Origin of the sequence: Halogranum gelatinilyticum (assembly GCF_900103715.1) — an archaeon.
In the GTDB taxonomy this organism is placed as follows: domain Archaea; phylum Halobacteriota; class Halobacteria; order Halobacteriales; family Haloferacaceae; genus Halogranum; species Halogranum gelatinilyticum.
This window is the reverse complement of record NZ_FNHL01000001.1, coordinates 1,044,895-1,066,531: the sequence shown is the minus strand read 5'-3', so window position 1 is coordinate 1,066,531 and position 21,637 is coordinate 1,044,895. Positions and strand designations below refer to the sequence as shown.

The 21,637-nt window shown below is 67.3% G+C and carries 23 protein-coding genes; 10 read left to right on the top strand and 13 right to left on the bottom strand.

Annotation, left to right across the window (positions count from 1 at the left end):
- Position 1 precedes the first annotated feature (1 nt).
- The 5 genes from BLR57_RS05480 to cheB form a co-directional block, all read right to left on the bottom strand.
- Positions 2-865, bottom strand: coding sequence for a CheF family chemotaxis protein (locus BLR57_RS05480; protein ID WP_089694921.1), 864 nt, complete (start codon positions 863-865; stop codon positions 2-4).
- Positions 866-926: 61 nt separating this feature from the next.
- A complete protein-coding gene (locus tag BLR57_RS05475; RefSeq protein ID WP_089694919.1) occupies positions 927-2,150 on the bottom strand; it encodes a HEAT repeat domain-containing protein in 1,224 nt (407 codons plus the stop codon).
- Between the two features lie 8 nt (positions 2,151-2,158).
- The gene (locus BLR57_RS05470) at positions 2,159-2,974 is read right to left on the bottom strand and encodes a CheR family methyltransferase (protein WP_089694917.1); all 816 of its coding nucleotides are present in this window, start codon (positions 2,972-2,974) and stop codon (positions 2,159-2,161) included.
- Positions 2,971-5,058 carry a chemotaxis protein CheA gene (locus BLR57_RS05465; RefSeq protein WP_089694915.1) on the bottom strand — a complete coding sequence of 696 codons (2,088 nt, stop codon included), beginning with the start codon at positions 5,056-5,058 and terminating at the stop codon, positions 2,971-2,973. The genes BLR57_RS05470 and BLR57_RS05465 overlap by 4 nt, the downstream gene beginning before the upstream one ends.
- 1 nt (position 5,059) lies before the next feature.
- Complete coding sequence (gene cheB / locus BLR57_RS05460; RefSeq protein ID WP_089694914.1) at positions 5,060-6,139, bottom strand: chemotaxis-specific protein-glutamate methyltransferase CheB; 1,080 nt, start codon at positions 6,137-6,139, stop codon at positions 5,060-5,062.
- A 190-nt stretch (positions 6,140-6,329) separates the two neighbouring features.
- Between cheB and BLR57_RS05455 the strand changes: the two genes are divergently transcribed.
- The 4 genes from BLR57_RS05455 to BLR57_RS05440 all read left to right on the top strand — a co-directional run bounded on the left by BLR57_RS05455 (position 6,330) and on the right by BLR57_RS05440 (position 8,664).
- Positions 6,330-6,770, top strand: coding sequence for a chemotaxis protein CheW (locus BLR57_RS05455; protein ID WP_089694912.1), 441 nt, complete (start codon positions 6,330-6,332; stop codon positions 6,768-6,770).
- A gap of 107 nt (positions 6,771-6,877) precedes the next feature.
- Positions 6,878-7,573, top strand: coding sequence for an RAD55 family ATPase (locus BLR57_RS05450; protein ID WP_089694910.1), 696 nt, complete (start codon positions 6,878-6,880; stop codon positions 7,571-7,573).
- A gap of 2 nt (positions 7,574-7,575) precedes the next feature.
- Positions 7,576-7,992: a DUF8057 family protein gene (locus BLR57_RS05445; RefSeq protein WP_089694907.1), complete on the top strand. Its 417-nt coding sequence runs from the start codon at positions 7,576-7,578 to the stop codon at positions 7,990-7,992.
- A gap of 48 nt (positions 7,993-8,040) precedes the next feature.
- Positions 8,041-8,664, top strand: a complete 624-nt coding sequence (locus BLR57_RS05440) for a DUF7504 family protein (RefSeq protein ID WP_089694905.1) — start codon at positions 8,041-8,043, stop codon at positions 8,662-8,664.
- A gap of 90 nt (positions 8,665-8,754) precedes the next feature.
- On the opposite strand, the gene BLR57_RS05435 is transcribed toward BLR57_RS05440, so the two are convergent.
- From BLR57_RS05435 to BLR57_RS05425, 3 genes are read right to left on the bottom strand one after another with little or no spacing between them, the layout of a single operon-like run.
- The gene (locus BLR57_RS05435; protein ID WP_089694903.1) at positions 8,755-9,387 is read right to left on the bottom strand and encodes a class I SAM-dependent methyltransferase; all 633 of its coding nucleotides are present in this window, start codon (positions 9,385-9,387) and stop codon (positions 8,755-8,757) included.
- A 47-nt stretch (positions 9,388-9,434) separates the two neighbouring features.
- Positions 9,435-11,525 (bottom strand): type II secretion system F family protein, encoded by a 2,091-nt coding sequence (locus tag BLR57_RS05430; RefSeq protein ID WP_089694901.1) that lies wholly within the window; start codon positions 11,523-11,525, stop codon positions 9,435-9,437.
- The gene (locus BLR57_RS05425) at positions 11,525-13,156 is read right to left on the bottom strand and encodes a type II/IV secretion system ATPase subunit (protein ID WP_089694899.1); all 1,632 of its coding nucleotides are present in this window, start codon (positions 13,154-13,156) and stop codon (positions 11,525-11,527) included. The genes BLR57_RS05430 and BLR57_RS05425 overlap by 1 nt, the downstream gene beginning before the upstream one ends.
- A gap of 235 nt (positions 13,157-13,391) precedes the next feature.
- On the opposite strand from BLR57_RS05425, the gene BLR57_RS05420 reads away from it, so the two are divergent.
- Complete coding sequence (locus BLR57_RS05420) at positions 13,392-13,865, top strand: DUF5793 family protein (RefSeq protein ID WP_089694898.1); 474 nt, start codon at positions 13,392-13,394, stop codon at positions 13,863-13,865.
- A 55-nt stretch (positions 13,866-13,920) separates the two neighbouring features.
- Positions 13,921-14,550: a uracil-DNA glycosylase family protein gene (locus BLR57_RS05415; RefSeq protein ID WP_170830564.1), complete on the top strand. Its 630-nt coding sequence runs from the start codon at positions 13,921-13,923 to the stop codon at positions 14,548-14,550.
- A gap of 364 nt (positions 14,551-14,914) precedes the next feature.
- Here BLR57_RS05415 and BLR57_RS05410 read toward each other — a convergent pair whose 3' ends face one another.
- The 4 genes from BLR57_RS05410 to BLR57_RS05395 form a co-directional block, all read right to left on the bottom strand.
- Complete coding sequence (locus tag BLR57_RS05410; RefSeq protein ID WP_089694896.1) at positions 14,915-15,733, bottom strand: DUF4097 family beta strand repeat-containing protein; 819 nt, start codon at positions 15,731-15,733, stop codon at positions 14,915-14,917.
- 57 nt (positions 15,734-15,790) lie between these two features.
- Entirely contained in the window at positions 15,791-16,462 is a 672-nt protein-coding gene (locus BLR57_RS05405; protein ID WP_089694895.1) for an MBL fold metallo-hydrolase, read from the bottom strand.
- 33 nt (positions 16,463-16,495) lie between these two features.
- Positions 16,496-17,656 carry a DnaJ domain-containing protein gene (locus tag BLR57_RS05400; protein WP_089694894.1) on the bottom strand — a complete coding sequence of 387 codons (1,161 nt, stop codon included), beginning with the start codon at positions 17,654-17,656 and terminating at the stop codon, positions 16,496-16,498.
- 80 nt (positions 17,657-17,736) lie between these two features.
- Positions 17,737-18,126, bottom strand: coding sequence for a hypothetical protein (locus BLR57_RS05395; RefSeq protein ID WP_089694893.1), 390 nt, complete (start codon positions 18,124-18,126; stop codon positions 17,737-17,739).
- Between the two features lie 129 nt (positions 18,127-18,255).
- Here BLR57_RS05395 and BLR57_RS05390 point away from each other — a divergent pair, with 129 nt between their 5' ends.
- From BLR57_RS05390 to BLR57_RS05375, 4 genes are all read left to right on the top strand, one after another.
- Positions 18,256-19,233 carry an MBL fold metallo-hydrolase gene (locus BLR57_RS05390; RefSeq protein WP_089694891.1) on the top strand — a complete coding sequence of 326 codons (978 nt, stop codon included), beginning with the start codon at positions 18,256-18,258 and terminating at the stop codon, positions 19,231-19,233.
- 57 nt (positions 19,234-19,290) lie between these two features.
- Positions 19,291-19,509: a hypothetical protein gene (locus BLR57_RS05385; protein WP_089694889.1), complete on the top strand. Its 219-nt coding sequence runs from the start codon at positions 19,291-19,293 to the stop codon at positions 19,507-19,509.
- Positions 19,510-19,582: 73 nt separating this feature from the next.
- Positions 19,583-20,335: an NRDE family protein gene (locus BLR57_RS05380; RefSeq protein ID WP_089694887.1), complete on the top strand. Its 753-nt coding sequence runs from the start codon at positions 19,583-19,585 to the stop codon at positions 20,333-20,335.
- 58 nt (positions 20,336-20,393) lie between these two features.
- Positions 20,394-20,747 carry a helix-turn-helix transcriptional regulator gene (locus BLR57_RS05375; protein WP_089695545.1) on the top strand — a complete coding sequence of 118 codons (354 nt, stop codon included), beginning with the start codon at positions 20,394-20,396 and terminating at the stop codon, positions 20,745-20,747.
- Positions 20,748-20,881: 134 nt separating this feature from the next.
- On the opposite strand, the gene psmA is transcribed toward BLR57_RS05375, so the two are convergent.
- Complete coding sequence (psmA, locus tag BLR57_RS05370) at positions 20,882-21,637, bottom strand: archaeal proteasome endopeptidase complex subunit alpha (protein WP_089694885.1); 756 nt, start codon at positions 21,635-21,637, stop codon at positions 20,882-20,884.

Genomic DNA, 21,637 nt, shown 5'->3' with positions numbered 1-21,637 from the left:
ATTACTGCTGATTCATCGCCTCGCTGGCGATGTTGCGGCCACGGGGTTTGAGCGCGACCTCACGACGGATGCGGACTTCTTCGACGACTTCGAGGTCGACCAGTCGCTCGAAGATGTCCTCAACGTCGTCGACGTCCATCCCGAGGAAGGTGGGAATCTCGAACGGCGAGACGCCGGAGTAGAGTGCCATCAACACCTCGTTCTCGCGTTCGCTGAGGTCGATGTCCGCCTTGCTGCGCTCCTCGCCTTTCTTCAGGAACGACTCCATGACGAGACACTGCTGTTCGGAGCCGGAGAGATGCGTCTGGACGCTCGTCGATCCCTCGGTGTGCTCGGCTTCGAGCACGAGCCGTTTCTCGTCGAAGACGGTTCGCTCCGTCGAGGTGACGGTGCCGATGTCGTCGAGGTCGAGTTCGACGAACGTCCCGCTCTGGAGCGCGAGGTTGAGCGCGTCGTCGTCGACCTTCAGCCGCCCCTTCTCCCACTCGGTGTCCTGCACGACGCCGCCAGCGACGGCCGGATGACGCGCGAGGACGACCCGCTGGTCGAGCAGTGCCCGGTAGAGGTCGAGTTCGAACTCGTCGTGGTCGGCGGCGGCGACGAGGATGACGTCCTTCCCGAACCGCAGGCTGACGTAGCCCGAGACGCGCGCGACGGTCTGGTTGGCGTCGTGTCGCCCCCCGAGCTTGCCGACCTTCGAGAGCGGGATGGTCCGCTTGCCGCCGTTGCCGACGAGCACGAGCCGTCGGTTCGAGAGGATGAGCCGGCCGGGCGTCCAGTCGGCGTCGTTCAGCTTCCGGCCGTCGCGGACGACCTGCATGAACTTCCCCTGCGTGTCGGTGATCTTGTACTCGCTGTCGCTCACGGGCGATCACCTCCGCCGGCCGCCGCCTCGGCCTCGTCGGCGAGGAGCGACCACGCGACGTTCACGCGTGCCCCCCGAGTTTCGAGAGGGCCGCGAACGCGCGGCGTCTGACCTCCTGGTCGTCGGACTCGTTGGTCAGCTTCTCCAGTTTGGCGCGCGAGCGGTCCGTGCCGATCTGGCCGAGGACGAACACGGCCTTCGCCTGTGCGGCCGCGTCGGCGTCGTCGTCGGTGACGAGGTCGAGCAGGCGGCGTTCGGCGTACTCGCCGCCGACGTCCGTGAGGCTCGTCGCCGCGAACTGCGCGGTCATCGCGTCGTCGTCCGACAGCAGGTCGACGAGCGCGTCGGTGACGGGTTCGGCCTGTCCCTCGGGCGTGACGCGGCCGAGCAGCCACGCCGCGTTGCGCCGCTGGGGCCGCTGGACGCTGTCTTCGAGAATCTCGACGAGCGGGCCGACGACGACGTCGTCGTCGACTGCCGAGAGCTCCGAGACGACGGCCTCCCGGACCTGGTGGCTCCGGTTCTGCGGCGCGTTCGACAGCAGCCCGATGATGGAGAACACGGCAGCCCGCCGGACGAGGGAACTCTCGTCGCCGAGCGCGCCCGCGAGGTCGCGGACGGGCGCGACCGACCCGGCCTCTCCCAGCGCGCTGACGACGACCCAGCGGATGGTCTCGCTGTCGTCGTCGAGCAGGTCCCGCAGCGCGCTCAGTGCGGGACCGGTCCCGATGTTCGCGAGCGCGTCGGCGGCCGCCCGTTTGACGTCGCGGCGGTTGTCCGAGAGCAACGTGACGAGCGGGTCGACCGCTCGCGGATCGCCGAGACTGCCACAGGCAGCGGCGACGCGGGCCCGCACCCGCGGCTCGGGGTCGTCCAGTCGGTCGACGAGTGCAGGGACGACGGCCGTGTCGCCGAGACGGCCGAGCGCGTTGGCCGCGGCCATCCGGAGCTCCGGTTGGTCGGCCGAGAGTGCCTGCGCGAACCGCTTTGCCGTCACCCACTCTGCACCGCCGTCGGCGTCGACGCCGGTCAGCTCCGCGAGCAGCCGTTCGACGGCTGCCTGTCCCATCTCGTCGAGCGCGTCGATGGCGGCCGCGCGGACCGCCTCGTCGTCGTCGCCGGTTGCGGCCTCGACGACGCCGCGGACGATCTCGTGGTCGCTCTCGTCTGCGAGTTCGCCGAGCAGTTCCGCCGCGCGTGTTCGGACGGCCACGCTGTCGCTCTCCCAGAGTCGAGAGAGCAGTTCGTCGGCGTCGCCGTCGCGTGCGAGTTGGTACAGGGACATGGGTTGGGTTACTCCTTGCAGTAGATTCGCCGCCGTTTGTCGACGGGCGTGAACACCTCGCGGGAGGCGGGCGGCAGCGACTCGGTCATCCCGATGACGAGATAGCCGCCCGGCCGGATGGAGTCGGTGATGGTGTCGAAGATGGCCTGCTTGTACTCCGTGTCGATGTAGATGAGCAGGTTCCGACACATCACGAGCCCGAAGCCGGACTTCGACCCGTCGCGGATGAGGTCGTGACGCTCGAACTCGACCATCCGTTTGACCGCGTCGCGGACGCGGAAGTGGTCGCCCTCCTGGCGGACGTAGGCCGCCGCATCGGTCAGGGGGTCGAGTTCGCCGCCGATGTCGGTCGTCCGCGTCGTCTCGTACTCGCCGCGGCGAGCGGCCGCGAGTGCTTCGCGGTCGATGTCGGTCCCGAGAATCGACAGCTTGCGGGCGACGATTTCGGGGTCGTCTTTCGCCAGCATCGCCATCGAGTAAGGTTCGCGGCCGTCGGCGCAGGGCGCGCTCCACGCGGTGACGCGCCGACGGTCGGCAGTGAGGTCGCGGAGGACCGGCCGGAGTGCCTCCCACATCTCGGGGTTGCGGAAGAAGTTGGTCACGTTGACCGTCAGCGAGTCCAAGAGGAGGTCACGCTCCTCGTCGTCGCGACGGAGGACGGTCAGATAGCTGTCGTAGTCCTCGGCCTTGCACCGCCGCATCCGGGCGGTGATGCGCCGCCCGAGGTAGGCGTCGTTGTAGTAGCCGGGTTCGAAGTCCACCTCGTCGGCGATATGCTTGATGACGCGCTGGAAGCCCCGGTCGTCGGTCTCGCTGCGGCTCATAGCGTCACCACGTCGAGGATGGTCACGATGTCGCCGTCGCCGAGGACGGCCGTCCCCGAGAGACCGGGAATCCCGCTGAGGACGCCCTCCAGGGGTTTGACCACGACCTCCTCCTGGTCGAGGACGGCGTCGCAGTGGAGCGCGACCTGCCGTTTCTCGGGGCGAATCCGCAGGAGCATTCCGTCGCCGTTGCGCGAGGCGGCCGGTTCGTCCAGCACCTCGCCGAGGCGGACGACGGGGTAGATGTCGTCGTCGTGTTCGATGACTTCGTCGCCCTTGACGGTGTGGACGTCCTTCAGCCGGGCAACCTCGTCGATGTTCTTGACGGGGATGCCGTACTCCGTGTCGCCCACGCGGACGAACATCATCTTCACGATGGCGACCGTCACGGGCAGCCGCAGCGAGACGGTCGTCCCCTCACCGGGTTCGCTGTCGACGGAGACGGTTCCGTCGAGCTGTGTGACCGTCGAGTGGACCACGTCCATCCCGACCCCGCGGCCGCTGATGTCCGTGATCTCCTCGTTGGTCGAGAAGCCGGGGTGGAAGACGAGGTCGTAGACCTCCGAGTCGGTCATCGCGTCGAGTTCGCCCTGCGTCTTGACGCCCTTCTCGACGGCCTTCGTGCGGATGGAGTCCACGTCGAGACCGCCGCCGTCGTCCGAGACCTCGATGGTCACGTGGTCGCGCTCGCGGGTCGCCGTGAGCTTCACGCGCCCCTCCGGAGGCTTGTCGACGGCCTCGCGCTCCTCGGGCGACTCGATCCCGTGGTCGACCGCGTTCCGCAGGATGTGCATCAGCGGGTCGCGGATCTCCGTCAGAATCGTTCTATCGAGTTCGATATCCTCGCCCTCGATGGTGAAGTCGACCTGCTTCTCCTGGTCGCGGGCGATGTCGCGGACGAGCCGCGGGAACTTGTTGACGACCTTCTTCAACGGGATGAGCCGCATATCCATCACCGTGTTCTGGAGGTTCGACGAGATCTTGTCCAGTTCGTCGAGGTTCTCGGACTTCTTGATGTCGAGGTCGTCCATCTCGCGGCGGAGCTTGATGCGGCTCGTCACGAGCTGTTCGACCAGCCCGTAGAGCGTGTCCAGCTGGTCGACGTCGACGCGGACCGACGAGATGCTGTCGTCCATCCCCGCGCGGTCCGGCTTCTCCGTCACCTCGTCGACTGCCTCGACGTCGAGGTCGTCGGTGGCCGGCGTCGTCGTGTCGGCGTCGGCCCCTGCCTCCGTTCTGTCGTCTGCCTTGCCCGTGTCGCCCTCGACCTCCGACTCGGCGACGACCGGCTCGTGGCCCACGGCCGCCGAGACGTCCGTCACGTCGACGGATTCGACCTGACTCACCGCGTCGAGACCCGCCTCGACGACGGCGGGCGAGTCGGCGACGACGAAGACGTCGAAGCCCTCGTCGTAGTCGCCGTCCTCGATGTCGTCGGCGGGCGGCGCGCTCTCGTAGTCGCCGAAGGCTCCCTCCACCGCTTGGAGGACGAACAGCCCGTCGACGCCCTTCATATCGCTGTCGCCGACGTCGACGCGGGCGTGGACGAGCGGGTCGTCCGCGCCGGCGGCGAGCGTCGTCAGCGCGTCGGCGAGGTCGCCGGAGACGAGACCGTCGACGCGGTCGGGCGTCTCGCGTGCCTCGTCTGTCTCGCCGACCGTCTCGGCGTCCGCTTCGACTGGCTCGTCGGCTGCGGCGTCGGCCGCGAGTTCGGCCTCGATGAGCGCGCGGATTTCGCCGCCGGTCTCCTCGGGGTCGATGGTCGTCTCGCCGGTCTCCGAAATCTCGGCGAGCATGGCTTCCAGCTCGTCGATACCGTCGAAGAGCAGGTCCATCAGCTCCGGCGAGACCTCGATGCGGCCCTGTCGGACCTCGTCGAGGAGGTCTTCGAGCGCGTGCGCGAGGGTACTGGCGTTCTCGTAGCCCATCGCCGCCGCGTTGCCCTTGAGCGTGTGCGCCGTCCGGAAGATGGCGTCCATCGCCTCGGCGTCCTCGGGGTTCGACTCGAGGGCGAGAAGCGAGTTGTTCAGTTCCGTAATCTGTTCGTGACTCTCGTGGATGAAGATCTGTCTGTGTTCGTCCATCTCAGTTACCCTCCCGGACGTGTTCGAGCACGTCCGCTGCGACGTCGTCGAGATGTTCGACGGAGTCGATACAGCCCGTCTCGACGGCCCGCTTCGGCATCCCGTAGATGACGGCGGACTCCTCGCTCTCGGCGACGGTGTACGCACCGGCCCGCGAGAGTGCTTCGATTCCGTCCGCGCCGTCGCCGCCCATCCCGGTCAGGATGACGCCGACGACGGGGTCGTCGACTTTCCTCGCGACGGATTCCATCGTCACGTCGACGGAGGGCTGGACGCCCTTGTCGAAGTCGTCCTCGGTCAGTTTGACGCGCATCCGACCGCGGTTGTAGTGCGAGACGAGCGTGTTCGTCCCGCCGTTGGCGACGAGGACCTCCCCGCCGCCGATGCGCGCGCCGTCGGTCGCCTCGCGCACGTCGTACTCCGAGCGGGCGTCGAGGCGGTCGGCGAACCGACCCGTGAACGCGTCCGGCATATGCTGGACGACGAGCACGCGGAAGTCCGCCGCCAACGGCAGCTCCGAGAGGACGGTCTCGACCGCCCCCGGCCCGCCGGTCGACGAGCCGATGACGAGCGTCGGGTTGTCGACGTACGAGGCCGTCTCGGTGGTCCGTGCGGCCGTCCCCGAGGGGGTGGCCGTCTGTGCGGTGCGCGAGCGCGACCGCGTCCGTCGCGAGAGGTCCGCCGTCGCGACGGATTTGACCTTCTCGACGAGCTGTGCCTTCTGGCGGGTGACGCCCATCGACACCTCGCCGCCGGGCTTCGCGAAAAAGTCGACGGCACCCTTGTCGAGTGCCTCGAAAGTGACGTCCGCGCCGTCCTCGGTGTACGCCGAGAGCATCAACACGGGCGTCGGCTGTTCGTCCATGATCCGTTCGACCGCGTCGATACCGTTCATCCGGGGCATCTCGACGTCCATCGTCACCACGTCCGGGCGGTGACGGGTGACGGCTGCGACCGCCTCGTGGCCGTCAGAGGCCTCGGCGACGACGGTAACGCCGCCGTCGCGGAGGACGTCGGAGATGAGTTCCCGCATGAACCGGGAGTCGTCGACGACGACTGCACGGGGACTACGCGTCGGCACCCGATTCTCCTCGCGTGGACGCGGGCGTCGTCGCCCCCGTCCGTCCTGTGGTATATCCTCGCTGCGGCATCCTGGCTCAACCTTGACACTCCTTCAGATACCGGTCGGATAAACGCTCCGTCCAAATAATCAGTGCTGATAATCCGGGGGATACCCTTTTGAGGCCGCTGGACTCACGAACTGTCAACCGATGTCACAACCAACACAAGTACTCGAATTCGGTCTCGGCGGCGAGTCGTACTGCCTCGACATCGCCTACATCGACGAGATCGTCGACGCCGGTGAGCTGACGATGATTCCGAACTCGCCACCGCACGTCGAGGGCGTCATGGACCTGCGCGGCCGGACGACTTCGATCATCGACCCCAAGACCGTCTTCGGCATCGAGGGCGACGGCGCGCGGAACCGCATCGTCGTCTTCGACCCCGAGACGACCGGCGACCAGGGTGCCATCGGCTGGGTCGTCGACGAGGTCTACCAGGTCGTGACCGTGACCGAGGAGGACGTCGACGAGACCACCCTCGCCGACGAGGAGTCCATCCGCGGCATCGTCAAGCGCGACGACGGCTTCGTCGTCTGGGTCGAACCGGAGATCGACCGCGAGCGCGCCGAGCCGGAAGCCGCCGCGTAGGAACCGTCCCCTGCCAGTATCAGGGTTGAGAACCCCGGTCTCTTGTCGTTATCAGCCCTGAAAACCGGGGACGAACACTTATCTACGGCCACTCAGAGCGTTGTCCTATGCGAATCGCAAGCGGCGTCGATGGCTTCGACGAACTCGTCGGTGGTGGGATGCCCGCAGGGCGGCTGTATCTCTTGAGCGGGCCGCCGGGCAGCGGAAAGACCACGTTCTCCTCGCAGTTTCTCACCCGCGGCGCCATGCAGGGCGACAAATGTCTCTACATCAGTATGCACGAGACGAAGGCGGACATCGTCTCCGACATGGACAGTTTCGACTTCGGCTTCAAGCGGGCACTCTCGACGGAGGGCGTCACCTACCTCGACGCATTCTCCTCGGACGGCAAGCGGTTCTTCGGGCTGCCCGGCGAGCGTCGCGACCGCTCCAGTCTCAGCAACCGCATCGTCTCGTTCGTCCAGTCGCGGGACATCGACCGGCTCATCATCGACTCGACGATGCTGCTGCGGTATTTCCTCTCGGACGACGAGGACACCGTCATCCAGTTCCTCTCGTCGCTGAAGCGGACGAACGCGACGACGATCCTCATCTCGGAGATGACCGACCCCTCGGCGTACACGGACGAACATTATCTGGCCCACGGGGTCATCTTCTTCCACAACTACCTCGACGAGGGCGGGATGAACCGGGGCGTGCAGGTGGTCAAGATGCGCGGGACCGACGTCGACACGGACATCAACCGCGTCGAGTTCACCGACCAGGGACTGGTCGTCCATCCCGGCGAAGCCCCGGGTGAGTAGCCGTGTACGCCGCCGAACTCGGGACCGACTGGACGGACCTCTCGCGTGACGAGGTGCTCCACCGGGCCTACGCCCTCGGCGTCGCTGCGGCCATGGGCGAGCGTCACCCCGACGAGTACGACCGCCTCCGGGCGACGGTCGACACCAGCTACGAGCGCAGTATGGTCGAACTCGCCTACCGCGAAGGCCGACAGGAAGCCAACGAGTTCCGACAGACGGCGAGCGACGCGGACGCAAGGACGATGTGGCGAACGCTCGTCGACGGCGAGTCGACGTCGCTGGAGACCGTCGTCGACCGCCATCGGCCGCCGAGTCGCTTCGACCTCCCGCCGTCGCTCGCGCGGACGACGCTGCTCGACCGGCCCCGTGCCGACGGCCGCGACCGACTGAATCTTCCCGACTTCCTGCGGCGCGACTGACGGAACACGACAGTCAAACGTTTTGTGTCTCCGTCGCGCAGGTATCGTATGTCCGGTCTCCCCGCTCTTCTCTCCGAGCCACTCTCCCCCGGCGAGTCGCTACTCGTCTCCGGGCCGCCCATGACGGGGAAGTACACCGTCATGCTCCGACTCCTCGCGGCGACTGCCGACGATCTCATTGTCGTCTCCACGGACACGCAGGCGGCGACGATACGCCGGGACGTCCACGAACTCGCCGGGTTCCCATCCGAGTCGGTCGGCGTCGTCGACTGCGCGGGTTCCGCCGGCGACGCCGACGCCGACGGCGACGATCTCGTCCGCCACGTGGGGTCGCCGGAGAACCTCACCCAGCTCGGCATCCAGTTTACCACGCTCACCGAGCAGTTCGAGGACCGCGAGCACGTCGCCGTCGGTCTCTCCTCGCTGTCGACGCTCCTGATGTACTGGGACGCCCAACGCGTCTATCAGTTCCTCCGGGTCTTCCTCGACCGCGTCGAGGACCTCTCGTGGTCCTGTGTCTCCGTCGTCGGCTCGACGATGCACGACGAACAGACCCTCCACACGCTCTACGACCCCTTCGACGCGATTATCGAGACACGCGAGACCGACGACGGCCGCGAACTCCGCCGTCGCGGACGGCTGGACGCACCGACTGACTGGGAAGCGTTCTAACTCACTTCTAACTTCCTCCGAACTCACTTCGTTCCCGAGACGACCTCGACTGCCGTCCGCTGGACGAACGGTCCTCCGCCGAGGCCTGTCTCAGCGACCGCCAACGACAGCGTAGCAGTTGCCGCTGGAGACGAACTGCTCGACGACGCGGAGGTCGCTGGCAGCGAGGTCCGCGCGGAACTCCTCGGGGTCGTAGATGTGGTAGAAGCGACCGACCGTCTCGCCGCCGGGGAGCGTCCAGTCGACGGTCGTATCGAAGCCTTCGGTCTCGTCGAAGGTGTCGTGTTCGGTGCTCCAGACGCTGACGACGGCGTGGCCCTCCGGCGTCAGCACGCGTGCGAGTTCCGAGAGGCTGGCGACGCGGGTCTCGCGGTCCGGCAGGTGGTGGAGGGTGGCGACGTAGACCGCGAGGTCGAACACGTCGTCGCGGAAGGGAATCCGGGCAGCGTCGCCGTGAACGAGGTCGACCGCGAACTCCCGGTCGGCGGCGCGGGCGGCCGCCTCGTCGAGCAGGCCGCGGCTCACGTCGAGGCCGACGACGCGGTCGACGTGGCCGGCGAGCAGTTCCGCGTGGCGGCCGTTGCCGCAGCCGAGGTCGAGCGCGCGCTGGTCCGGCGCGCTCCGCTCGTCGACGAACTGCTCGACCTCGGGCCAGGCGTACTCGCGAGTCGACGCGAAGTGTGTCGCGATGCGGTCGTAGGTCGCCTGTGGGTCCGCGTCCATAGCGGGGGATTCGATGGGTCGGATAAAGTCCCGACGACTTCAGCGACTCACATCAGGAGGAACGAGACGTGAGCGATGGTCAGGAGGATCGCGGCGTGTTTCGCGCCGTCGGAGACGGTCCCCTCACCGAGCTGTCCAGCGATGAGACCCGAACAGACCGCCTGGATGACCGCGGTGTGGTAGAGCAAGAGCCGGTAGGCGTCGGTGTCGACGTCGCCGATGCCGCTGAAGACGCCGCCGGAGACGATTCCCGAGGGGGCACCCGTACTGACGCTCTGGGTCGCCTCGATGGCCGGGAGGAACGACACCGTCAGTGCGGCGATGATGCCGATGAAGACGAAAAACGAGATGTAGATGACGAGCAGGTAGGTGACCATCTCGTTGCGACGCTCGCGGCGGAGGCGACGGCTGGACTGTGCCTCGTCGGCGGCGATGCGGAGGACGGGTGCGATGTCGTCGGTCGCGCGCATCGCGTTGGTGATGAGCGTCGCCGCACGGATGACCGTCGGCGACGACGTCCGGTGAGCCATCCGCAGGAGGGCGCGCTCTGCGTCGGCACCCCACTGGATGTCGCGCCACGCGCGCCTGACCTCGGGCGTGAGCGCGCCGAGGTCGCTCTCCGAGACGCGCTTGACGCTCTGGACGACGGTGAGTCCGGCCTCGTTGACGCTCGCGAGCCGGTCGAGGAAGTCCGGAATCGCCATCTCCATCGCACGCAGGCGGCGTTTCCGCGCCTCGTAGGCCAGAGAGAAGACGATGAGCACGAGAATCGTCGCGTGGACGAGCGGGTCGTCGATGAGGTCCAACGCCTTGTAGAGGTCGAACCGCTCCAGCGGTGGGAGCGTCCGACCCGGCAGGTCCGCCTGCAGAGCGACGTAGGCGAGACCGACCGGCGCGGTGACGGTGAGCGACCAGAGAGGATGGCGAAGGACCATCTCCATGGGGTCGTCGAGCCACCGCTTGACCGGACGGAGCCGGTCGTAGGTCGCGAGCACTCGCCGGTTGAGCCGCTCGGACGCCGTCGCCGAGCGGACGCCGCCGTCGGCCGCGAACGACGAGCGGGTGAACGACTGACGGGGCGACAGCCGGCTGTCGCCGTGTAACCGCGTCGCGTTCGCCATGCTGTCGATGTAGACGATGAACGCCGCGCTCGCCAGTGGGATGCCGAGATACGAGATGAACCGGATGAACGTCAGCGTGTCCTGCAACACCAGGCCGATGACGATGAGGATGGTGATGAAGAACAGCGGTCCGGCGACGAGCACCGTGACGTAGACCTCGGCGAACGTCGCGAGCAGTTCGAGATACTGCTCCTGTTGGGCCTGCGCCTCCTCTTGGTACCGTTCGTACTGGGCGTGGAGGAAGTCCGAGAGACTCCGGCCGCTGGAGAGGACGCTCGCGAGGTTCTCGGAGAACTCCTCCAGACCGTCGCTGGGCGTCCGCCGTCCGAGCCGCTGGAGGGCGGTGATGACGTCGGTTCCGAAGGTGTCCATGTCGCGGACGGCGACGCCGATTTCGGTAGCTGAGGCTCCGTAGACCTGCCGGTTGTCGACGAGCGTCTGGAGGATCTGCGGAAACGACATCCCGCTGCGTGAGAGCGCGTAGACGAACGCGACGGTCCGGGGGAGCGTCGCTTCGATGGCACTCGCGCGGGCGACCGCGAGCTGGTCGAGATAGAACCAGCGCGCGTAGTACGAACCGGCGGCCAGCAGCGTCCCGACGGTCGCGCTCGCAAAGAGCAGGAGGACGAACAGCTCGCCGATGTCGAGCGACGGGACGGCTGCGAGGTTGCCGAGAAAGCCCAGCGTCGACGGCAGCGAGGCGCGGATACCCTCGGACGTGAGCGAGAGTGCCGAGACGAGCCCCGCCGCGAGATAGATGCCGAGGAGGCTGCCGACGACGCCGAAGATCCCGCTGTAGAGGAGTGTCCGGGCGGCGTAGACGCGGTGGGTCACGCCGATGTGGGCCGCGCGCATCTGCTGTTGACGGCGGTCGGCGTCGTCCGCGGTGACGACGTAGTCGCCGAAGAGCGCCAGTGCGACCCGTGTGACCGCGAGCCGGATGCGCTTGTCGACGGTGTCGAGCACGACGACCAGACAGAGCACGGCGGCGACGGCGAGCGGGACCACCCAGAGCATCAGGCGGCCCTCGCCTCGGGCGCGCCGGAGGCGAGTCGGTCCATCACGCGCTCGGGGGTGGCGTAGTATTCGTTGACGAGGGCGGTGAAGCGGCGGTAGTCGTTGACGCCGTACTGTTGGAGATATTCGAGGAACTGTTCGCGACGGCGGACCTCCTTCAGAAGCTCCGACCGCGACCAGCCACGTTCGGACTGGATCTCCGAGAGCAGGTCGCTGTCGTTGCGGCGGAAGCTGTCGCTGTTGGCGTCCCACTGGAAGGCCGAGGAGTAGTCGAGTTCGCCCGTCCGCTGGTCGATGCCGCCGATCTCGCCGAGCACCTTCGACCGGCGGACACGCTCGCCCTCGAAGCGGGTGAGCGTCTGGATCGAGAGCATATCGAGCGACTGCACCATCGCCCGCGGCACGTTGATGGGGTCGTTCTCCAGGCGGTTGATGACCGTCTCGATGCTGTCGGCGTGCATCGTCGAGAAGGTCGTGTGGCCCGTGTTCATCGCCTGGAAGAGGGTGACGGCCTCGTCACCGCGCACCTCGCCGACGATGATGTACTCCGGACGGTGGCGGAGTGCCGACCGCAGCAGGTCGTACATGTCGATGTCCGTGCCCTCGTGGAGCCGCTCGCGGGTGACGCTGGAGAGCCAGTTGTCGTGGTAGAGCGCGAGTTCGCGGGTGTCCTCGATGGTGAGCACCTTCGCGCGCGGGGGGATGAACATCGACACCGCGTTCATCGCGGTGGTCTTCCCTGAGGCCGTCCCGCCGGCGAAGATGAGCGACTTGTTGTGTTCGATACAGAGCCAGAGATAGGCCATCATCTCGACGGAGAAGGTGCCGTAGTCGATGAGGTCGATGGGGGTGAAGGGCTCATCGGCGTACTGTCGGATGGTGAACGCCGACCCGCGCGGAGTGATCTCCTTGCCGAGCGAGAGCTCCGCACGCGAGCCGTCGGGGAGCGTCGTGCTGACGACGGGGTCGCCGACGCTGATGTGGCGGCCCGACCGCTGGGCGAGTCGGATGACGTAGTCGTCGAGTTCGCCCTCCGAGAAGGAGACGTTGGTCTCGATGTCGCTGTAGTCGTCGTGGTAGATGAAGATTGGCAGGTCGTAGCCGTCACAGGAGATGTCCTCGATGTGGTCGTCGTGGAGCAGCGCGTCGGCCTTGCCGTAGCCGATGAAGTCCCGGTAGAGATAGTAGAACAGCGTATGGAAGGTCGCCATCCCGATGTCGACGCCGTACTGCTGGAGGAGTTCCGTGAGTTCCTCGCGGAGGACGGTCTCCTCGTCGGCGTCGCCGTCGGCCGACCGGTAGAGCAGCGGGTCGCGGATGTCGACGAGGACCCGTTCGAAGAGGTCGGCCTCGAAGTCGGTGACGTCGGGTTCGACGACGTGGTAGTAGTGTTCGCTCGCCTCGGAGTCGTGGGTGACGACGACGTAGGCGTACGGGGCGTTGACCCAGTAGCGGTCGATCTCCTCGTGCCCAGCCGGGAGGCTGAAGTCGGACAGCGGACCGTCCTCGCCGGGCCGGAACGGACGGACGTCGAGGTTCGAGCCTCGAAGCACCTGCACTGTGTGGGTGAGCCGTTCCCGAAGCCCGGCGAAGAAGTCCTCCTCGGACGGCTCACGATTGTCTTGTGACATAGATCCCCCTGGTAACTGCACGCTTCTACCGGGTGATTGTACTTAAAAACCGGTGTCAGTGCCAGACTGTCCGTTCTTCCGACACGTTCGAGACCGTCGCCGAGGGGCTCGCCGGCTCCGTCGGTCGCCGGGAAACCGTCGCTGTCGGCCGCATGAGCGGCGTCCGGTCGCTTCGCGCCCACCATGTCGCGGGCGTTACGTTCATACGCGGGCACACCTAAGCAGAGCCCACGGAATGAGGCGTGATTACTTCGAGTTGGACGTGCGGAACATCGACTGGGTCGATGCCGGGGGTGACCCGGAGAAGCCGTTGGTCCGTATCGACTTCCGCGGGCCAGCAGAGCTGCTTCGCGAGCGCCTCACAGGAACAGACGACGAACTGCTCTCGGCGGGCGAGACCGACGTGGCGTTCCGCTTGCAGGGGTCGGTCGACGACCCCACCGCGACGGGCGTCGTCGGCGTCACCAACCGCTTTACCGGTGATTTCGTCCTCGAACTGAACGAGGACGCCGCGGACGTGCTGCGGTTCATCCGCGCCGCGCGCGAGTACGGACGGGTCGCGGACGCCGACGACGGTCGCTACCGCGTCGAGCTCACGCTCGAAGGCGAGCCGCTCGTCACCTACGAGAAGCAGACCTTCCTCGTCTACGACGCCGACGGCAGCCTGCTCCGTGAGGAGAGTCTCATCCCCTCCGGCGTCGAACTCTAGAGGAGTATTGGCTCGAACCGCGTCACATAAAACAGCAACTCCCGTACCAATCGCCGTGAGAAACGTCACAGACCGCACGAGCAACCCGTTCGGGATGCGCCCGTCGTGTGCGCAGTTCGTTCCGGGCTACGGCGACGCCAACGCCGAGTTCCACGTCGTCGGCGACCATCCCGGTCGCCACGGCGGTGTCGACACTGGCGTTCCCTTCACCGACGAGGGTGGTCTCCGTCTCCAGCGCGCGTTGGCCGAGGCCGATCTGCTCCGGAGCGTCGGCGACGAACCGGGAATGCGACGGACCTTCTTCTCGTATCTCCACATGTGCGTCCCCGAGGGCGACGAGCCGACCGAGGACGACTACGGCGATATGGAACGCTTTTTCGACGCGGAACTCCACGCCATCGCCGCCCACGTCCTGCTGCCGGTGGGTGCGCGGGCGACGCGCTACGTCCTCGAGAACTACACCGCACAGGCGCACAAGACCGTCGTCGACATGGAGCAGCTCCACGCGAAGGAGATCCGTGGCAGTGGCTTCCTCGTCGTCCCCATCCGCGAGCCGAGCGAGTGGGACGACGGCGACCACGACGAACTCGTCGACGGGCTTCACACACTGCGTTCGACCGACTTCCGCCGCGAGGCCGACCTCGGCCGCTTCCTCGCTGGCGACGAACCCTACTTCGTCCGCTGACGCGGCGTGAAGAATTATGTAGTTTCGGGACTCGTCGCCCGTTCGACTGGGCAACCGTCCAGTGAGAACCGTGAAAGATTACAGACAGTCGGGTTTCTTCCGGGAATCACCACAGTCTGATGTGGATATGCGTGAAAATATTGCACCGGCTGGCTGGTATTGGTAGGAACGTAGCACTTTTTACTGCATACGTCAAAGGTGGGGATGGCGCGCGTGGTGTGAGACAGACCGCCGATGCGCGCCGGGTAACTGCGAAGACTGGTGCTCTCCGCAGTGGCTTGGTCAGTCAACGGGCTTGCGTTCTACGCAGGCCCGATGTCACTCTACTTCCTGTGAGCGACTGCGCCCGCGATGAATCCGAGACTCACTCGTCGAGCGCCCGCAGCGTCGCGGTGCCGTTCGTCGTCCGCAGCTCGAGCGCGGTACCGCCCTCGCCGAGGGTACCCGTGAGCCGCGTGCCGCTCCGGTCGACGTCAGCGAGGTCGACCCCTTCGACCGTGATGGTGCCGTTGGACACCGAGACGGTCACGTCCGCGTCGAGCGACGGGGACACCGCCGCCTCGACCGAGCCGTTGACCGCGGCGAGTTCGACGTCGCGCCGGAGGCTCAGTATCTCGACGTCGACCGTCCCGTTCACCGTCCGCGCACCGTCGATGCCGGTACAGCCCGTCGACTCGACGGTCCCGTTGCTCGTCGTCAGCGTCAGGAAGCCGTCGATGTCGGTGGCGGTGACGCGGCCGTTCTGGGTCACGAACGACCCGTCGCCGACCGTCCCCGTCACCGCGACGTCGCCGTTGACCGTCTCGACGCGGGCGACCCGGAGCGACGTCGGCACCCGGAGGACGAGGTCGACGGCGACCCGTCGACGCGCGCGGTCGGTCGCGTAGTCGACGGCGACGGTCCGTGTTCCACCGTCGAGCGGCGTCCTGACCGATACGTCGTCGAAGACGCTGCGGTCGGCGCGCGTCCGCTTGATTACGGTGAGTTCGACCGTCGGCTCGCCCCACGTCGAGACGCGGACCGACCCGTTCTGGTTCGCGACCGTGAGGTCGTCGGTGTCGGCGGCGTCGAGCGTTCTGACCGCCCGGTCGCGCGTCTCTGTCGACGGGGCGAGACAGCCAGCGAGTGCGACCGAGGCGAGTCCGACACCGGTCGTGAGGAGGGAACGTCGTGAACGAGACATCACACAGAGAGAGGTCACGAGCGGGCAAAAAAGTTGTTCGAGTGACAGGTCCGTGCGTCAGAGCCGGTCGGCCAGCTGGCGCAGCGCCATGCCGCCCTTCGTCCGGACGGGGTGGCCGTGGCCGACGGCGAGCACTTCGGTCTCGGGGATTCGGTTCGCGAGGGTTCGGACGCTCGCTTTGACCTCGCCGAGGCTGTACGAGAGGAGCCACGGGGAGGGGTGGAGTTCGCCGTCGATAGTGCGGACGAGGTCGCCGACGAACGCGGCCTCGTACTCCTCGTGGACGAACGCGGTGTGGCCGGGGGTGTGGCCGGGCGTCCGGTGGGCGACGAACGGGCCGATCTCCTGGCCGTCTTCGACGGGGAGAATCTCGAAGTCGGGCGGTGTCAGGAGGAACTCCGTCGCGCGCTGGAACAGCCCCTTGTGGTTGGCTAGCGGGGGCGAACGGGTACGGCGGAGATACTCCGCGTCGGGGGAGGCGAGATAACAGTCCACGTCGGGCGAAAGCCCCAGTTTCGACAGCGTGCCGACGTGGTCGAGGTCGTAGTGCGTGAGGAGAACGCGGTCGATGTCGTCGATCTCGTATCCGGCCTCGTGGACGCGCGTTCGGATCTTGTCTGCGTCCCACGGCGTGCCAGCGTCGACGAGCGTCAGCCCGTCGTCGGCGACGAGATACGCGTTGACGCCGCGGAGCCGCAGACGCCAGACGTGGTTCGGCGGAAGTCCCATGTGTTCGAACTGTCGGGCCGGAGAGAAAAGAGCTTAGCGTGTCGCGAAGAGGTACCGGCCGACGTCGCCGAGGAAGACGAGCACGGCACCGACCGGGAGGACGACGAACGTCACGAGATAGGCCGCGGTCGGAACCGTCGGGACGGCGAGACCGAGACCGAGACCGGCGAGCGGGCCGAGTGCCGCGAGGACGTACAGCCACGCCGACCCGCGGCCGAAGCTGGAGACGGTCCACGCGAGGACGAGCGGGAGCACGAGCGTCCCGAGCGGTACGAGCAGTGCTGGCGACGGCGCGGTCGTCGCCGTCGTCACCGCCGTCCGGGCGAACGTTGCGGGCGCGCCGAAGCCGCCCGTCGTGGTGAGCGCGGCCACGGGAGCCGTCGAGAGCGCGGCCACGAGGTCGAGAAGCGTCGGCCGGATGGCGAGACCGTACCAGCCCAGTCCCCCGAGATAGAGCGCGAAGGCGGCGGCGACGGCGACCCAGCGGTTCCGGAGTCGTTCGCGACTGCCGGAGCTGTCGCCGCTGCTCGGGCTGTACCGGCGGTTCGGGGCCGCCGTCGTGCCGGCCGTGGTCCGTCGGGACTGCGCGCCGGTGTGGCCGTTCGACTGCTCGTGACGACCGCTATCGGTCGACGCGTTCCGCCGCCCCTCCGTCGAACCGCTTCGGGTCCCTGTCGAGGAGGACGCCGTCGACCGTGACTCGCGGGAGCGCGAGGCGTTCGAAGTCGTCGAGGACGACCGCTTCGACGAGGTCGACGTGGACGAGGTCGACGTGGACGAGGACGTGGAGGTCGAGGACGTCGAAGCGGTCGAGGAAGCCGACGAAGACGACCGGTTGGAGGAGCGTGACGAGGAGGTGGACGACCGCTTCGACGAGGACGAAGACGACGACGTGGACGACGAGGACGAAGGTGATGACGACGACGAGGGGTTGGCCGGGGAGTCGTCGGGGAGTCCTCCCTTCATGCGCTTTCGCACGTAGGAGGTGTGGCCGAGGCGGTCGTAGGCGGACCGCTCGGTCTCGTCGCGGAGGACGTCGTAGGCGCGGCGGATCGTCTTGAACTGCGCGCCTGCGCGGTCGTCGGCGTTGACGTCGGGGTGGAACTCGCGGGCGCGCTGGCGGTAGGCCTGCTTGAGGTCCGCTTGCGTCGCGTCCTCGTCGACGCCGAGGAGGTCGTAGAAGTTTTCTGGCATACGGGCTGACAGCCACGGCTACGGCAGGCCCGACTTTCAATGTACCGAGGAATCCGACTCTCCGCGCCGAACGGAGTTCGTCAGGGAACCAGCGTCCCGACGAAGAAGACGACGCCGGTCGCGAGGGCGGCCAGTCCCGCCGCGTGGAGATGGAGCCGTCGGGCGCGACGGCGGTCGGCCGCGCGGGCCTCGGCGTCCGCGACCTGCTGTCGTTCGCCGCCGTCGTCGCTCACGTCGTAGATTCCGGCGGTCGCGAAGCCGGGACAGAAGCCCGAGCGGGCCTGGAGGAAGCCCTCCGCGACGAGGAAGAAGGGCGCGGCGGTCACGAGGAGATACAGCCGGGAGGTGTCGGTCGCGAACACCCAGAGGACGACGGCGAGCGTCGCGAGCAACCCGAGCGCGCCGAGCGCGGAGCGGCGACGCTGCTCCGAGCGGCCGATGTTACAGACACCGGGCTGGTACTCTGTCATACGAGAGGTTGGAGACAGCGTCTTCTACGGCCGTCGCTCCCGGCAGGGTTGACCGCAGAGTGTGTCACAGTGCCCCATCCGTCCGGCCGAAGTCCGAACCCTCATGGTTCCGCACCGCAACCGCGAGACATGGACCGGATACAGCTGGGTAACACCGTCTTCGAGGGGAAGAACGACGTCTACCTCCTCGACGGCGACCGGACCGTCCTCGTCGACGCCGGCGTCGCCCTCCCGGACGTGCGCGAACAGCTTCGCGACGGGCTGGCCGACTTCGGGCTGGCCGTCGCCGACATCGACGAGATCCTCCTCACGCACTGGCACCACGACCACGCGGGGCTCGCTGGCGAACTCCAGGCCGAGAGCGGCGCGACCGTCCGCGTCCACGAGGCCGACGCTCCCCTCGTCGCCCGTGAGGAGTCGGCCGTCGAGGCCAACAACGACCTCCTCCGCGACGCGCTCGACGACTGGAATCTGCCCGCCGACACGCGCGACGAACTGCTCGATTTCTTCGTGTTCCACGACGAGCTCGCGGGCGCGGACGTCGACGTGACGCCCTTCGCCGACGGCGACACGTTCGACGTGAACGGCCGGACGCTCGAAGCCGTCCATCTGCCGGGCCACGCCGCCGGACTCTCGGCGTTCGCCTTCGACGGTGACGAAGGAAGAGAAGCCTTCGTCGGCGACGCGATTCTGCCGAAATACACCCCGAACGTCGGCGGCGCGGACCTCCGCGTCGACGCGCCGCTCCAGCGGTACGTCGACAGCCTGCTCCGGCTCGTTGACTTGGATCTCGCCCGCGCGTGGCCCGGCCACCGCGACGTCATCGAACAACCCACCGAACGCGCGCTCACCATCCTGGAGCACCACCGCGAGCGCACCGAGAACGTCGTCGGCGTGCTGGCCGAACACGGTCCCTGCGACACCTGGACCGTCAGCGCGCATCTCTTCGGGGAGTTGGAGAAGATTCACATCCTCCACGGCCCCGGCGAGGCCTACGCCCATCTCGACCATCTCGCGGACCGCGGCGTCGTCGAACGCGACGGCCACGAGTACGAACTGGTCGAGCCGGACGTGGACGTCGCCGAGCTGTTCCCGACCGTCGGCTGAGCCGACGGGACCGTGACGGCCACAACCCCTATTCCCGCGCCGGCCGGGTGAACGTGTATGCCCGTGTTCGAAGCGGCCCCGCGGGGGTTCGCTGCCGTCACGCTCGCGTTCGTCGGCTACGCTCTCGCCTCGTTCGGCCTCACCGTCGCGTTGGTCGAACTCGGACTCCCGAACCAGTGGTTCATGGCGTGTTTCGTCGGCATCGGCGTCGTCCTCGCCGTCCCGTTCGTCCGCCTGTTCCGCCAGCTCGTCCCCAAGACGCCCGGAACGGCGTGAACCGTCCGGGTGATCGACCATCCTCGCTGTCGGCGACCGACTCGTTATCTGTCTGCCATTCCTACGCTCGCTCGTGTGTACACTCACCATCGCGTGGCAGGTCTTCGAGGACGCACCCGTCGTCGTCGCCGCCAACCGTGACGAAGCACTCGGCCGCCCGTCGGAGGGACCCGCCCGCATCGAGGAGAACCCCGCCGTCGTCGCCCCGCGCGACGTCGAAGCCGGGGGGACGTGGGTCGGCTACAACGAGTTCGGACTCTTCGCCGGCGTCACCAACCGCTGGGTGACGGGACTGGAGAGCGAACGCTCGCGTGGCCTGCTCGTCCGCGACGCCCTTCGCCAAGAGAGTGCCGAGGCCGCGCTCGAACACGTCGAGAGCGCGGTCGCGGCCCACGAGTACGACGGCTTCAACCTCGTCGTCGCCGACGCCGACGCGGCCTATCTCCTCGAATGGGACGGCCATCTCCACGTTCGGGAGTACGACCCCGGCGTCCACGTCGTCGTCAACGTCGGCACGGACGACTCCTTCTTCGTGCCGGAGCACCGCCCCGAAATCGGCCGACAGCAGGCCGACAACGCCCGTGGGGTCCGCGACGCGCTCCGGCCTGCCGAGGGCGAGACGGCAGACGGCTGGCTCGCTCGAGCGGGCGACGTCCTCGGCGACCACGAGTACGGCGTCTGTATCCACGGTGACGGCTTCGGGACGCGCTCGTCGTCGTTGATTCGGCTGGGTCGCGACGCCGACGGGGGACTCGACGCGCGCTACCGGTTCGCGCCGGGACCGCCCTGCGAGACGGAGTATCTGCCCGTGGAAAGCCAAGTATAAGGAGGACGGGTATCGTTGATAGCTACATGAGCGAGCACACGATTCCGGGGTGGTCCGCGTGAGCGTCTCCGAGTCCGAAGCCGACCTCTCGGAGGACGAACTCGCCGGACTGGAACTCATCCGGCAGTCGGGCGGCATCCACCAGAGCGACTTCTGGAAGGAACTCGACGTCTCCTCGCGGAAGGGGAGCCGCATCGCCGAGTCGCTGGCGAACTCAGGTCTCATCGAGCGCGAAGAGACCGTCTACAACGGCCACAACACCTACTATCTCCAGCCCGCGGCGAAGGACCTCGACTTCGCGCTGCTGATGGCCGGTGATATGCTCTCGCCGTTCATCGGCGAGGAAGAGGTCAACGCCAACAGCGACGCCTTCTCGCAGTGGCTGATGAACCTCGCGTACGACGACTACTGACCTGCGGACGGCTGCGGCCGACCGTGGCCGACGCGTGATTTCCGTTTTTCTGCGAGAGCACTCACAGACAGGTAGCGACGACACTGTCGCTCAGCGGTTGGGAGAAGTCGAAAAGCGGTCGCAGCGTGCGGGACTTACTCGTCTGCGTCGCCGTCCTCGGAGGCGAGGACGTCGTGCTCGGCGAGGATCGCTTCGAGTTCGTCTTCCGAGGGTGAGGAGAACTGCTCGGTCTCGACGTCGACGGTGGCGACACCGACACCGTCGGGCGAGAGACTGTCCTCGTTGACCTTCGCGAGGGCTTCGAGCGCGAGCCCGACCCCGGCGTCGAGGTCCATGTCCTCGTGGTACTGCTCTTCGAGGTAGTCGCGGATGTCGCCGCGCTCGGCACCGATGGAGACGGCCTTCCACTCGTAGGGGGTCCCGGAGGGGTCCGTCTCGAACAGGCGGGGTTCGCCGTTCTCGATGCCGCCGATGAGGAGGGCCACACCGAACGGGCGCGCGCCGCCGACCTGCGTGTACTGCTGGATGTGGTCGGTGATCTCCTTCGTCAGCGTCTCGATGCCGATTGCCTCGCCGTAGCGGAGATGGTTGACCTGCGCCTGGCGGCGGGCGAAGTCGATGAGCTGGCGAGCGTCGGCGACGTGGCCGGCACTGGCGATGCCGACGTGGTCGTCGGCCTTGTGAATCTTCTCGACGCTCGACGGCTCCATGAGCGGCGAGTGGCTGCGCTTGTCGGCGGCGAGGACGACCCCCTCTGCCGTCCGAATCCCGATGCTCGCTGTCCCTCGCTTGACCGCCTCACGTGCGTACTCGACCTGGTAGAGGCGTCCGTCCGGCGAGAAGATGGTGATGCCGCGGTCGTACGCTTGCTGTTGCGCTTGTCCCTGCAT